Source organism: Pseudomonas farsensis (assembly GCF_014268805.2).
In the GTDB taxonomy this organism is placed as follows: domain Bacteria; phylum Pseudomonadota; class Gammaproteobacteria; order Pseudomonadales; family Pseudomonadaceae; genus Aquipseudomonas; species Aquipseudomonas farsensis.
Genome location: NZ_JABWRF020000002.1, coordinates 48728 through 62738, shown reverse-complemented (window position 1 = coordinate 62738; position 14011 = coordinate 48728). Strand labels below are relative to the sequence as shown.

The following is a 14011-nucleotide window of genomic DNA, read 5'->3' as shown; positions in this document are numbered from 1 at the left end:
CGGGGTTGTCGCAGCTCACGCTCGATGGCACTCCATGTCTTTGGCACTGCACCCAGTAATGGGCTGCATCCGCGTCCTTCAGGTTCTTCCCCGACATTTCTTCCGCTGGAAGCCGTCTGGAGAGCCTGTGATGAGCAAACAAGAAAAAACGATCCACCTCAGCGAATCGGCGCAAGTCGATCAGCAGTCCGTGCAACCGCTGCCCAATTCGCGCAAGGTCTACGTCCAAGGCTCGCGCCCCGACATCCGCGTGCCCATGCGCGAGATCAGCCTGCACGACACCCCCACCGACTTCGGCGGCGAGAAGAACGCCCCGGTGCTGGTCTATGACACCTCCGGCCCCTACACCGACCCTGACGTCATCATCGACGTGCGCAAGGGCCTGGGCGATGTGCGCTCGGCCTGGATCGACGCCCGTGGCGACACCGAGCGCCTCGCCGGCCTGAGCTCCAACTTCGGCCAGCAGCGCCTGGGCGACGCCGAACTGACCAAGCTGCGCTTTGCCCATGTGCGCAACCCGCGCCGGGCCAAGGCCGGCGCCAACGTCACGCAGATGCACTATGCCCGCCAAGGCATCATCACCGCCGAGATGGAATATGTGGCCATCCGCGAGAACATGAAACTGCAGGAAGCCCGCGCCGCCGGCCTGCTCAACCAGCAGCACCCCGGCCACAGCTTTGGTGCCAGCATCCCGAAAGAAATCACCGCCGAGTTCGTGCGCGAAGAAATCGCCCGTGGCCGTGCGATCATCCCGGCCAACATCAACCACACCGAACTTGAGCCGATGATCATCGGCCGCAACTTCCTGGTGAAGATCAACGGCAACATCGGCAACAGCGCCCTGGGTTCCTCGATCGAGGAAGAAGTGGCCAAGCTGACCTGGGGTATCCGCTGGGGCTCGGACACGGTCATGGACCTGTCCACCGGCAAGCACATCCACGAAACCCGCGAGTGGATCATCCGCAACTCGCCAGTGCCGATCGGTACCGTGCCCATTTACCAGGCGCTGGAAAAGGTCGGCGGCGTGGCCGAGGACCTGACCTGGGAGCTGTTCCGCGACACCCTCATCGAGCAAGCGGAGCAGGGCGTGGACTACTTCACCATCCACGCCGGTGTGCTGCTGCGCTATGTGCCGCTGACAGCCAAGCGCGTGACCGGCATCGTCAGCCGGGGTGGCTCGATCATGGCCAAGTGGTGCCTGGCGCACCACAAAGAGAACTTCCTGTACACGCACTTCGATGAGATCTGCGAAATCATGAAGGCCTATGACGTCAGCTTCTCGCTGGGTGACGGCCTGCGCCCGGGTTCGATTGCCGACGCCAACGACGCGGCGCAGTTCGGCGAGCTGGAAACCCTCGGCGAGCTGACCAAGATTGCCTGGAAGCACGATGTGCAGTGCATGATCGAAGGCCCAGGCCACGTACCGATGCAGCTGATCAAGGAGAACATGGACAAGCAGCTTGAATGCTGCGACGAGGCGCCGTTCTACACCCTTGGCCCGCTGACCACCGACATTGCGCCGGGCTACGACCACATCACCTCGGGGATTGGCGCGGCGATGATCGGCTGGTTCGGTTGCGCCATGCTTTGCTACGTCACGCCCAAGGAACACCTGGGGCTGCCGAACAAGGATGACGTCAAGACCGGCATCATTACCTACAAGATCGCCGCCCATGCGGCCGACCTTGCCAAGGGCCACCCTGGCGCGCAGATCCGCGACAACGCGCTGTCCAAGGCGCGTTTCGAGTTCCGCTGGGAAGACCAGTTCAACCTCGGCCTGGACCCGGACACCGCGCGCTCGTTCCACGACGAAACGCTGCCCAAGGAGTCGGCCAAGGTTGCGCACTTCTGTTCGATGTGCGGGCCGAAGTTCTGCTCGATGAAGATCACCCAGGAAGTGCGCGAGTACGCCGCGCGCATCGAGACCGTCGATGTCGAGGTGGAGCAAGGCATGCGCGAGCAGGCCGAGCGCTTCCGCCAGGAAGGCAGCCAGCTGTACCAGAAAGTCTGACCAGTAGCCGCCTGGGGCCGTTTTACGGCCATCGCGGGACAAGCCCGCTCCCAAAGAATGCATGAAGACTGCGTTTGTGGGAGCGGGCTTGTCCCGCGATGGCCGCAGGCAGCCCCAAACCCCACGCTGACCTTCATCCAACGTTACCCGGCGAACAATAATGACCACACCCAGCCATTTCTCCCCCGACCACCCGGTCCCCCTCCAGCACCGCCAGTTTGGCGCCCGCGACCTGTTCTCGCTGTGGTTTTCCCTCGGCATCGGCCTGATGGTGCTGCAGGTCGGCGGCCTGCTGGCGCCGGGCCTGGGCCTGGCCGGTGCGCTGCTGGCGATTGCGCTGGGTACGGCAGTGGGCGTGCTGTTGCTGGCATCGGCCGGCGTCATTGGCAGTGACACCGGCCTGTCGGCCATGGGCACCTTGCGCCTGACCCTGGGCAGCCACGGCGTGCGCCTGCCGGCGTTGCTCAACCTGCTGCAACTGGTGGGTTGGGGCTCGTTCGAGATCATCGTCATGCGTGATGCCGCAAGCCTGTTGGGTGCGCGCACGTTCGGCGAGGCCAGCACCTGGAGCAGCCCACTGTTATGGACCCTGTGCTTCGGCGCGCTGGCTACCCTGCTTGCGGTCAGCGGGCCGCTGGCGTTCGTGCGCAAGGTACTGCGTAAATGGGGGATCTGGCTGTTGCTCGGCGCCTGCCTGTGGCTGACCTGGAACTTGTTCGCCAAGGCGGACCTGGCCGACCTCTGGCGCCGACCTGGCGATGGCTCGCTGTCGCTGGCGCTGGGCTTTGACATAGTGATCGCCATGCCGCTTTCGTGGCTGCCGCTGATCGCCGACTATTCACGCTTCGGCCAGCGGGCCAGCCGGGTGTTCGGCGGCGCCGCGCTGGGCTTTTTCCTGGGCAATGCCTGGCTGATGAGCCTGGGCGTGGCCTACACCCTGGCGTTTGCCCCCAGCGGCGAGGTCAATGCGCTGTTGCTGGCGCTGGCGGGCGCCGGGCTGGGTATCCCGTTGCTGCTGATCCTGCTCGATGAGTCGGAAAACGCCTTTGCCGACATCCACTCGGCGGCGGTATCGACGGGGCTGCTGCTCAAATTCAAGGTCGAGCACCTGGCGCTGACCATTGGCCTGCTCTGCACCTCGATCGCGCTGCTGGCGCCGCTGGCGCAATACCAGAACTTCCTGCTGCTGATCGGTTCGGTGTTCGCGCCGTTGTTCGGCGTGGTGCTGGTCGACCACTTTGTGGTCCGTCGTCGGCGCCTGCCGGCCCGTGTTGGTGGGCTGCATTGGCCTGCGCTGCTGGCCTGGGCGGTGGGGGTGGCGGCCTATCACCTGCTGGCCAACCAGGCGCCGGAGCTTGGCGCAACCCTGCCAGCGCTGCTGCTGGCAGGGTTGCTGTACGGCCTGCTAGCGCTTAGCCGCGGCCGGGAAACAGCTCAGGCTTGAGCACGCCGTTCAAGCGCGGGTAGGGGATTTTCAGCTCGACGTGGCCCATGGAGTAGGGCGCAATGGCGTTGACTTCATACTTCACCACCACCGCGCCATAGGTCAGGGCAATGTGCGGCGATGTGCGGAACGGCCAGGTTTTGACGAACTCGGCGTCCTTGTCCATGCCGGTGCTGATCTGCCAGGCGCGGTGCGATTCCTCGACGGTCTTCCAGAACGTCTCGGCCTGGCCGGGCAGCAGCATGTCGTCCAGGGTCAGCACCTTGTCCAGCTTGCGTGAATAGTTGATGAACGCCCGCCCCGGCATGCCATGAGCGCCGCCGCTGTCGAGGTAGCTGGACAGCTCGATGATCACCAGTCCGTCATGCTGCTCGCGTACCTTGGCTTGCAGGTAGCTGCTGTTGCGCTTGTCGGCGGTGGCCAGGTACTGCTGCTCGTAAGATTGCAGCGAGGCCGGCGCTGCGCCGCGCTGGTTGTCTTCGGTCAACTGCAGCAGGCGTTTTTCAACGATGGCGTCGAGCTTGGGCAGCGCGGGGAAGTGCACGGTGTCGATATTCACCAACGGGCAGTCGCTTTCGCTGCAGCCGGGCTTGATGTGCTCCCAGGCCTCGCGTTTGACCTCGAGCGGCGCGCGGTAATTGGGGGTGAACAGGCTCTGGCAGGCGCCGAGGGCGAGGGCCAGAACGGCCACGCAAGTCAGTTTGACGAGGGTCATGGTGCCTCTTGAACAACGATGATGATCGGCCTTGGACCGCCTACGCGGCCTTCAGTTCGCCACTAAGCTAACAGAGAGCGTAGCGCCTGTCCCGGCTGCGCGAACGGTCGCCGCAAAGGGGTGAAAACGGGCGGCACGCAGAGTAGGATTGCGCGATGCGGTAAACAGGTCTTAAGGAGTTTGCATGACGGATACGCCGAAGCTTGTGCCCGACCAGGTCGAAATCACCCGCCGGGAACAACTGTTCAAGGGCTTCTACAAGCTCGACAAGCTCCACCTGCGCCACGAGTTGTTCGCCGGCGGCATGAGCCGCGAGTTCACCCGCGAACTGTTCGTGCGCCATGACGCGGTCTGCGTGCTGCCATACGACCCGCAGCGCGACGAAGTGGTGCTGATCGAGCAGTTCCGCGTGGGTGCCATGGGCAAGGTCAGCAACCCGTGGCTGATCGAAATGGTCGCCGGCCTCATCGACAAGGACGAGCAGCCCGAAGAAGTGGCTCACCGTGAGGCCGAAGAGGAAGCGGGCCTGACCTTCAGCGCGCTGTGGCCGATGACGCGGTATTTCCCGTCCCCCGGCGGCAGTGACGAGTTCGTCCACCTGTTCCTGGGGCGCTGCAGCAGCGAAGGTGCGGGCGGCCTGCATGGCCTTGACGGAGAAAACGAAGACATCCGCGTGCGCGTGTGGTCGTTCGAGGATGCCCTGCAAGCGGTACGCGACGGGCGCATCTGCAACGCCGCGGCTATTATCGGCCTGCAATGGCTGGCTCTTAACCGTGACGAAGTCCGAGGTATGTGGAAGTGAACTTGCTGCGTGAGCGCTATCGGGTCGATCTGGCCGGGTTGCAATCGGCCTGTGAGGCCAACTATGCCCGGCTGATGCAGCTGTTGCCGGATATGCGCACCACGCAAAGCTCGCGGCGTATCGGCATGACCCAAGGCGACCAGATGCTCGGCGTGCTGGTGCTCGAAGTGTTGCTGGCCTGCCCGTACACCACCACCCTGCGCATTCGCCAGGAACACAGCCTGCCGTGGCTGCCGGTGCCGGAGCTTGAAGTACAGGTGTATCACGATGCGCGCATGGCCGAGGTGGTCAGCGCCGAGCACACCCGGCGGCTGCGCAGCATTTACCCATACCCCAACAACGCGATGCACCAGCCGGACGAAAAAGCCCAGCTAAACCTGTTTCTGGGTGAATGGCTGAGCCACTGCCTGGCCTGTGGCCATGAACTGGCGGCCGTGCGCTGAAATGTGACGTGGTTTGGGTTGGCGTATTTGCTCACGCGTCATGCACCGCCATAATCGCTGCTGAATCCGCTTGAGGAGACGGCCGTTGCCGCACCCATCTTCCTACCCGTCACCCGTGCATGTGGTGCAAGTGACCGACGCCCACCTGTTTGCCGACCCGGCAGGCACCTTGCTGGGCCTCGATACCCGCGCCAGCCTCAGCCATGTGCTTGGCCAGGTGCGCCGAGAGCAGCCGCGTATCGATCTGGTGCTGTGCACGGGCGACCTGTCCCAGGACGCAAGCCGTGCCTCCTACGAAGCGTTTCGCGATCTGACCGATAGCCTGGGTGCCCCGACCCGCTGGTTGCCGGGCAACCACGATGAAGCCCGGGTCATGGCCGAAGTGGCGCCGCACTTGGTGCAGGCGGTTACCGATATCGGCGCCTGGCGTATCGTCATGCTGGATTCGGCAGTGATCGGCGCCACCTTCGGGTTGCTCGACGAGCAGCAACTGGCGGTGCTGGACGAGGCGTTGACCACAGCCGGCGCGCGCTATTGCCTGGTGTGCTGCCACCATCAGCCGGTGGATATCGGCTGTGCCTGGATGGCGCCCATCGGCCTGCGCAACGCCGATGCGCTGCTAGCGCGGGTAAAGCGTTATCCACAGGTCAAGGCCGTGCTGTGGGGGCATGTACATCAGGAATACGACCAAGAGCATGAAGGTGTGCGTTACCTGGCCACGCCCTCGACTTGCATCCAGTTCGCGCCCGGCAGTGAGGACTTCAAGGTCAGCGAAGAGCAACCCGGCTACCGCTGGCTGCGCCTGCATGACGACGGCAGGCTGGACACCGGCGTGGAGCGGGCGCTGGATTTAGTGGTGACCCTGGACTTCGACAGCCCTGGCTATTAATAGCGCGATGGCTTGCGATAACTGACAGGCATCAGGGCAAGCCCACTGCACCTCGGTTATGTGCCACCTGCACGGGCCTCATCGCAGGCTGGCGCCAGCTCCCACAGTGAACGCGCCCGTCTCGAATTTGGGGGCTGACACCGACCCTGAGGGAGATTCTAGGGGGGCGGGCAAGTCGCTTTTGATTGTGTAGGAGCGGCCTTGTGTCGCGAAAGGGCTGCGGAGCAGCCCCAGCGATTCTGGTGGGTGCGCAGATCCTGGGGCTGCTCCGCAGCCCTTTCGCGACACAAGGCCGCTCCTACACTGACCGCGTAGACGGCATCGATATGGGGATGGGCGAGCTCTGTGGGAGATCCGTGCAGGTAGTCAGGAGTGTGTTACGAAAACCCCTCCGGTGAACCAATGCCCTTCGAACAGGCTACACTGCGCGTCTTTGCGTCCGGGGGCAGCATGTCGGGTTCCATACTCTATATCCATGGTTTGAACAGCTCGCCGCTGTCTACCAAGGCGTCGCAGCTTCAGGCCGTCATGCAGCAGCTTGGCCTGGCTGAGCGCTTGCGCGTCCCGGCGCTGCACCACCACCCGCGCCAGGCCATGCAGCAACTCGAAGCGGCCATTGCCGAGCTTGGCGCGCCGCTGCTGGTCGGCAGCTCCCTTGGCGGCTACTATGCCACCCATCTGGCCGAGCGCCACGGGCTCAAGGCCCTGTTGATCAACCCGGCGGTCGCCCCGCACCGGCTGTTCGACGGCTACCTCGGCCCCCAGCGCAACCACTACACCGACCAAACCTGGGAACTGACCCAGGACCACGTCGTGGCTCTGGCTGAGCTTGAGGTGCCGCCGCCTGCGGACCCTGCGCGCTATCAAGTGTGGTTGCAGACCGCCGACGAAACACTGGACTATCGTCACGCCGAGCGCTATTACCGGGCCTGTGCCCTGCGCATCCAGGCCGGTGGCGACCACAGCTTCCAGGGCTTCGCCGAGCAGTTGCCGGCGTTGCTGGCCTTCGCAGGTATTGCCCGTGGGCAATACGCGGCGTTGGATTTTTCCGTACTTTGAGCTTTTTTGCATTCACCAGACTGACGACGAGACCCCATGGCCAATCCCAGCGCTAGCGCCTATAACGCAGACGCCATCGAAGTCCTCTCCGGCCTCGACCCGGTTCGCAAGCGGCCGGGCATGTACACCGACACCAGCCGGCCCAACCACCTGGCCCAGGAAGTCATCGACAACAGCGTCGACGAAGCCCTGGCAGGCCACGCCCGCTCGGTGCAAGTCATCCTGCATGCCGACCACTCGCTGGAAGTCAGCGACGATGGCCGTGGCATGCCGGTGGACATCCACCCCGAAGAGGGCGTATCTGGCGTCGAGCTGATCCTCACCAAACTGCACGCCGGCGGCAAGTTCTCCAACAAGAACTATCAGTTCTCCGGCGGCCTGCACGGCGTGGGTATTTCGGTGGTCAACGCCCTGTCCACGCAGGTGCGCGTGCGGGTCAAGCGCGACGGCAACGAATACCAGATGACCTTTGCCGATGGCTTCAAGGCCACCGAGCTGGAAGTGGTCGGCACGGTGGGCAAGCGCAACACCGGCACCAGCGTGTATTTCAGTCCCGACCCCAAGTATTTCGATTCGCCGAAGTTCTCCATCAGCCGCCTCAAGCACGTGCTCAAGGCCAAGGCGGTGCTGTGCCCGGGCCTGTCGATCAGCTTCGAAGACAAAGCCAGCGGCGAGAAGGTCGAGTGGCATTACGAAGACGGCTTGCGCTCCTACTTGGTCGACTCGGTCAGTGAGTACCTGCGCCTGCCTGACGAGCCGTTCTGCGGCAGCCTTGCCGGCAACAAGGAGGCGGTCGACTGGGCCTTGCTGTGGCTGCCCGAGGGCGGCGAGAGCATCCAGGAAAGCTACGTCAACCTGATCCCCACCGCCCAGGGCGGTACCCACGTCAACGGCCTGCGTCAGGGCCTGCTCGAAGCCATGCGCGAGTTCTGCGAGTTCCGCAACCTGCTGCCGCGTGGCGTCAAGCTGGCGCCCGAGGACGTCTGGGAGCGCATCAGCTTCGTGCTGTCGATGAAAATGCAGGAACCGCAGTTCTCGGGCCAGACCAAAGAGCGCCTGTCGTCGCGTGAAGCGGCGGCGTTCGTTTCGGGCGTGGTCAAGGACGCCTTCAGCCTGTGGCTCAACGCCCACCCAGAGCTGGGCATGCAACTGGCGGAGCTGGCTATCAGCAACGCCGGCCGCCGCCTCAAGGCCAGCAAGAAAGTCGAGCGCAAACGCATTACCCAAGGCCCGGCGCTGCCTGGCAAGCTGGCCGATTGCGCAGGCCAGGACCCGATGCGCGCCGAGCTGTTCCTGGTCGAGGGTGACTCTGCCGGTGGTTCGGCCAAGCAGGCCCGGGACAAAGAGTTCCAGGCCATCCTGCCGCTGCGCGGCAAGATCCTCAACACCTGGGAAGTCGATGGCGGCGAAGTATTGGCCAGCCAGGAAGTGCACAACATCGCCGTGGCGATCGGCGTTGACCCCGGCGCCACCGACCTTGGGCAACTGCGCTACGGCAAAGTGTGCATCCTGGCGGACGCCGACTCCGACGGCCTGCACATCGCCACTTTGCTGTGCGCGCTGTTCGTCCAGCACTTCCGGTCGCTGGTCGAAGCCGGGCACGTATACGTCGCCATGCCGCCGCTGTACCGCATCGACCTGGGCAAAGAAATCTACTACGCCCTGGACGAAGCCGAGCGTGACGGCATCCTTGACCGCCTGGTGGCCGAGAAGAAACGCGGCAAGCCGCAGGTCACCCGATTCAAGGGCCTGGGCGAAATGAACCCGCCGCAACTGCGCGAAACCACCATGGACCCGAACACTCGGCGCCTGGTGCAGCTGACCCTGGACGACGTGGCCGGCACGACCGAGATCATGGACATGCTGCTGGCAAAAAAACGCGCAGGCGATCGCAAGAACTGGCTGGAGACCAAAGGCAACCTGGCCGAGGTTCTGGTTTGATTCGTCCGCTACTGGCGGTCTGCCTGGCGCTGTTCACGTTACCGGCCCTGGCCGCTGACTGGCCAGAGCTCAAGCTGACCGCCGAGCATGCCGTTGACGGCATGCGCGGTGGCAACCTTTCGGGGCTGGCGCAGTGCCGGGGGGCGCTGTGGGCGGTGTCCGACCGTGACGATGACCGCATCTACCGGCTGGACCAGGCCGAAGCCACCTGGCGCGCCGCGCCGCTGGAGTTCATCGCGCCCATCCCGCCAGACACCGGCCTGCCGTGGGGGCTCAAGTCGCGCAGTTGGGCGGCTTCGTATATTCGCGGCGGTGAGCTGGACTTTGAAGGCATCACCTGCGATCAGGCGGGCAACCTCTACATTGTCAGCGAAGCCCATGCGGCTGTGCTGCAGTTACCGGTGGAGGGTGAGCCTGACTGGTTGAAAATTGACCAATCGATGGTTCGCCAGGCGCGCGCCAGCGGCATGTTGCTCAATTTCAATGCACTGTTCGAAGGCCTGGCCATCAACCCGGTCGGTGATCGGCTGTGGCTGGCCGCCGAGCGCGAGCGCCGTGGCCTGGTGTTGGTGCAGCGCCAGCAGTCGGTCTGGACCTGCGGGCAGAGCTGTGTGCTGTTCAGCGAAGCCGGGGTCGAGATGCAGCCGGCGCAGTTTCCGGGGGCCCGTGAGCAATCGCGCGACTTTGCCGACCTGGCATTGTTCGCCGGCAAGCTGTTTACCCTGGAGCGCAATGCTTACCGCATTTGCCGGCGTGATGCCGACAGCGGTGCAATCGAGCGCTGCTGGTCGTTCGCCGCTGATGCCTTGTTGCCTTCACGGCAGTACGCCGCGCCCTACGGCCTGGCCGAGGCGTTGGTAATCGACCAGGACGGCGCCTGGATTGGTGTCGACAACAACAACGACACCCGCGCCGATGGCGAAACACGGCCCATCGTCTGGCGCTTCGCCGCGCCCGATGGCGGCTGGAGTGCCAAACCATGAGCCAGGAGCCGGGCAAGCGCGCCGGCAAGGTATTGATGATGCTCGCCTGGGTGGCGGCGATGTTCCTCGCCACGCGGTTTTTCGGGCAATGGGAAGAGCGCCGGCAAAACCCCAACAGCGTGGTGCAAAGCCAGCAGGGCGATGGCTTCATCGAGGTGCGGCTGCTGGCCAACAGCCAAGGCCACTTCGTCGCCGATGGCGCGATCAACGGGCGGGTGGTGCATTTCATGCTCGACACCGGCGCCACCGACGTGGCCATCCCCGAGGCGCTGGCCGGCGAACTGGACCTGGCCCGCGGTGCGCCGGTCACCCTCAGTACCGCCAACGGCCGTGCCGAGGGCTATCGCACCCGCCTTGATACCCTGCAGCTGGGCGATATCCAGCTGCGCAATGTGCGCGCCGTGGTGGTGCCAGGCCTGGATGGCCGGGCCGTGCTGCTGGGCATGAGCGCACTGAAACAACTTGAATTCACCCAGCGCGGCGGCACCATGCTGCTGCGCCAGAACCTGAAATGACGAGGCCCGCATGAGCGACTCACTGGAACTCAGCCTAGACGGCGTCGAACGCCGTTCACTGGCTGACTTCACCGAACAGGCCTACCTCAACTACTCCATGTACGTGATCATGGACCGCGCGCTGCCGCACATCGGTGACGGCCTCAAGCCCGTGCAGCGCCGCATCGTCTATGCCATGAGCGAGTTGGGGCTCGATGCCGATTCCAAGCACAAGAAGTCGGCGCGCACCGTCGGCGACGTGCTGGGCAAGTTCCACCCCCACGGCGATTCGGCCTGCTATGAAGCCATGGTGCTGATGGCCCAGCCGTTCAGCTACCGCTACACCCTGGTCGACGGCCAGGGCAACTGGGGTGCGCCGGACGATCCGAAGTCGTTCGCCGCCATGCGTTACACCGAGGCGCGCCTGTCGCGCTACTCCGAGGTGCTGCTCAGCGAGCTAGGTCAGGGTACTGCCGACTGGGTGCCGAACTTCGACGGCACCTTGCAGGAACCGGCTGTGCTGCCGGCGCGCCTGCCGAACATTCTGCTCAACGGCACCACCGGCATTGCCGTGGGCATGGCCACCGACGTACCGCCGCACAACCTGCGTGAAGTGGCCAGCGCCTGTGTGCGCCTGCTCGACGAGCCCAAGGCCACCCTTGAACAGTTGTGCGAGCACATTCAGGGCCCGGACTACCCGACCGAAGCGGAAATCATCACCCCGCGTGCCGATATCCTGAAAATCTACGAAACCGGCAAAGGCTCGATCCGCATGCGTGCGGTGTATCGCGTCGAAGACGGCGACATCGTCGTTACCGCGCTGCCGCACCAAGTGTCCGGGGCCAAGGTGCTGGAGCAGATCGCCGCGCAGATGCAGGCCAAGAAACTGCCCATGGTCGCCGACCTGCGCGATGAGTCAGACCACGAGAACCCATGCCGCATCGTCATCATTCCGCGCTCCAACCGCGTCGATGCTGCCGAACTGATGCAGCATCTGTTCGCCACCACCGAGCTTGAGAGCACCTACCGGGTCAACGTCAACATCATCGGCCTGGACGGGCGCCCACAGCTGAAGAACCTGCGGGCCCTGCTGCTGGAGTGGCTGGAGTTCCGTATCGGCACCGTCCGTCGTCGCCTGCAGCACCGCCTGGACAAGGTCGACCGCCGCCTGCACCTGTTGGATGGTTTGCTCACAGCGTTCCTCAACCTGGATGAAGTGATCCACATCATCCGCACCGAGGAGCACCCCAAGCAGGCGCTGATCGCCCGCTTCGAGCTGACCGAAACCCAGGCCGACTACATCCTCGAGACCCGCCTGCGCCAGTTGGCCCGTCTTGAAGAAATGAAAATCCGCGGCGAGCAGGACGAGCTGCTTAAAGAGCAGAAACGCCTGACCACCTTGCTGGGCAGCGATGCCAAGCTGCGCAAACTGGTACGCAGCGAGCTGATTGCCGACGCCGAAACCTATGGCGATGACCGCCGTTCGCCGATCGTCGCCCGCGCCGAGGCCAAGGCCCTGTCGGAAAACGAGCTGATGCCGACCGAGCCGGTGACGGTGGTGTTGTCGGAGAAGGGCTGGGTGCGCTGTGCCAAGGGCCACGACATCGACGCCACGGGGCTTTCCTATAAAGCCGGGGACGGCTTCAAGGCTGCAGCGGCGGGGCGCTCCAACCAATTTGCCGTGCTTATCGATTCAACCGGGCGCAGCTATTCGCTGGCCGCCCACAGCCTGCCTTCTGCACGTGGCCAGGGCGAGCCGTTGACCGGCCGTCTGACGCCGCCGCCGGGCGCCACGTTCGAATGCGTGCTGCTGCCTGAGGACGACGCGCTGTATGTGGTGGCCTCCGATGCCGGCTACGGTTTCGTGGTCAAGGGCGAAGATTTGCAGGCCAAGAACAAGGCCGGCAAGGGCCTGTTGAGCCTGCCCAATGGTGCCAAGGTCATGACCCCACGCCCGGTTGCGAGCCGCGAGCAGGACTGGCTGGCGGCGGTCACCACCGAAGGCCGGCTGCTGGTATTCAAGGTCGCCGACTTGCCGCAACTGGGTAAAGGCAAGGGCAACAAGATCATCGGCGTGCCGGGTGACCGAGTGGCCAGCCGTGAAGAGTTCGTCACCGATCTTGCGGTGATCAGTGAGGGATCTACCCTTGTATTGCAGGCTGGCAAGCGTACCCTGTCTCTCAAGCCTGACGATCTTGAGCACTACAAAGGTGAGCGCGGCCGTCGTGGTAGCAAATTGCCCCGTGGCTTCCAGCGCGTTGATGCGTTGCTGGTGGAAAATCCGGCCTGACGCCGCAACGAGTCTGAAACGCCACTTTCGGCGCTTTTGCAGGCAGAAATGCTGGAGTCGGGCGGTCATTTCGCGGATGATAGCCCCCTCGCGGCGCCGGCGTGGCCGAGCGCCCAGACGAATTTACCTGAGTATCACTGCGGTCAGTCTTGTGACGGCCGCCTGGATGGGATGAATGAAATTTCTGCGCCTTCCATTTGCACTGCTGATGACAGGCCTGCTGGGCCTGAGCGGATGCAGCATGCATCAGCCGGTCGCGCTTTATCAGCTCGACAGCGGTGAACCCGGCCAGCCTTCACAGGCAGCGGGGATGGCAGTGGTCGTGGGCCCGGTATCGGTGGCCGACTACCTGCAACGCGAAACCTTTTTGCAACGCCAGGCCGATGGCAGCCTGACCGCAGCGACCAACGGTCGTTGGGCCGGCAGCCTTTCGTCGGATATCGACCAGTTGCTGGTGCGCCAGCTCGCCTGGCGCCTGGACAGCCAACGCGTGGTGCTGGCACCGGCCAGCGCCGGCTTTACCCCGGATGTACAGGTGCTGCTGAGCATTACCCGCCTGGACTCAGGCAAGAATCAACCGGCGATCCTGGATGCGCAGTGGCGTGTGCTGGACCGTCGTGGCCGGGTGCGTGACAACCGCATCGTGCACCTCGAACAGCCCCATGAGGGCAGTGAGTCGGCGCAGGTTCAAGCCCAGGGCCAGTTGCTGCAAAAACTCGCCGAGCAGCTCAGCGCCACGGTCAAGCCGCTGGCCAACCAACCGGCCATTGCCGAAGAAACACCGCGCCGGCAGGCTGCGCCGGTACAGGTGAAGAAGGAACCTGAGAAGCCAAAGATCCCCATGGCATCGCCGATCCGTACCGATATGGAAGTCTTCCGCTTCTGACCCGCCATACATGAAAAACCCGCAGCGATGCGGGTTTTTTTTCGACTGTGCGCA

General features: G+C 64.1%; 12 protein-coding genes. 11 read left to right on the top strand and 1 reads right to left on the bottom strand.

The genetic code is table 11. The features are described 5' to 3' along the window. Window positions 1-130: 130 nt before the first annotated feature. The gene (gene thiC / locus HU719_RS09735; protein WP_186521194.1) at window positions 131-2011 is read left to right on the top strand and encodes a phosphomethylpyrimidine synthase ThiC; all 1881 of its coding nucleotides are present in this window, start codon (window positions 131-133) and stop codon (window positions 2009-2011) included. 160 nt (window positions 2012-2171) lie between these two features. Then, the gene (gene cytX, locus HU719_RS09730) at window positions 2172-3455 is read left to right on the top strand and encodes a putative hydroxymethylpyrimidine transporter CytX (RefSeq protein ID WP_186536921.1); all 1284 of its coding nucleotides are present in this window, start codon (window positions 2172-2174) and stop codon (window positions 3453-3455) included. Here cytX and HU719_RS09725 read toward each other — a convergent pair. Then, a complete protein-coding gene (locus tag HU719_RS09725) occupies window positions 3424-4170 on the bottom strand; it encodes an RsiV family protein (protein WP_186536922.1) in 747 nt (248 codons plus the stop codon). The genes cytX and HU719_RS09725 overlap by 32 nt on opposite strands. A gap of 184 nt (window positions 4171-4354) precedes the next feature. On the opposite strand from HU719_RS09725, the gene HU719_RS09720 reads away from it, so the two are divergent. The 9 genes from HU719_RS09720 (at window position 4355) to HU719_RS09680 (ending at window position 13957) form a co-directional block, all read left to right on the top strand. After that, window positions 4355-4972 (top strand): NUDIX domain-containing protein, encoded by a 618-nt coding sequence (locus tag HU719_RS09720; protein WP_186536923.1) that lies wholly within the window; start codon window positions 4355-4357, stop codon window positions 4970-4972. After that, window positions 4963-5415: a DUF1249 domain-containing protein gene (locus tag HU719_RS09715; RefSeq protein WP_186536924.1), complete on the top strand. Its 453-nt coding sequence runs from the start codon at window positions 4963-4965 to the stop codon at window positions 5413-5415. The genes HU719_RS09720 and HU719_RS09715 overlap by 10 nt, the downstream gene beginning before the upstream one ends. A gap of 85 nt (window positions 5416-5500) precedes the next feature. Next, entirely contained in the window at window positions 5501-6304 is an 804-nt protein-coding gene (gene cpdA / locus HU719_RS09710; RefSeq protein ID WP_186536925.1) for a 3',5'-cyclic-AMP phosphodiesterase, read from the top strand. Between the two features lie 450 nt (window positions 6305-6754). Continuing rightward, complete coding sequence (locus HU719_RS09705; protein ID WP_186537134.1) at window positions 6755-7363, top strand: YqiA/YcfP family alpha/beta fold hydrolase; 609 nt, start codon at window positions 6755-6757, stop codon at window positions 7361-7363. A 36-nt stretch (window positions 7364-7399) separates the two neighbouring features. Beyond that, a complete protein-coding gene (parE, locus tag HU719_RS09700; protein ID WP_186537133.1) occupies window positions 7400-9304 on the top strand; it encodes a DNA topoisomerase IV subunit B in 1905 nt (634 codons plus the stop codon). Further along, window positions 9301-10287: an esterase-like activity of phytase family protein gene (locus HU719_RS09695; protein ID WP_186537132.1), complete on the top strand. Its 987-nt coding sequence runs from the start codon at window positions 9301-9303 to the stop codon at window positions 10285-10287. Before parE ends, HU719_RS09695 begins: the two co-directional genes overlap by 4 nt. Then, a complete protein-coding gene (locus HU719_RS09690; protein ID WP_186537131.1) occupies window positions 10284-10802 on the top strand; it encodes a retropepsin-like aspartic protease family protein in 519 nt (172 codons plus the stop codon). Before HU719_RS09695 ends, HU719_RS09690 begins: the two co-directional genes overlap by 4 nt. A gap of 10 nt (window positions 10803-10812) precedes the next feature. Continuing rightward, window positions 10813-13071 (top strand): DNA topoisomerase IV subunit A, encoded by a 2259-nt coding sequence (parC, locus tag HU719_RS09685; protein ID WP_186520543.1) that lies wholly within the window; start codon window positions 10813-10815, stop codon window positions 13069-13071. A gap of 175 nt (window positions 13072-13246) precedes the next feature. Beyond that, window positions 13247-13957 (top strand): PqiC family protein, encoded by a 711-nt coding sequence (locus HU719_RS09680; protein ID WP_186520544.1) that lies wholly within the window; start codon window positions 13247-13249, stop codon window positions 13955-13957. Window positions 13958-14011: the final 54 nt, after the last annotated feature.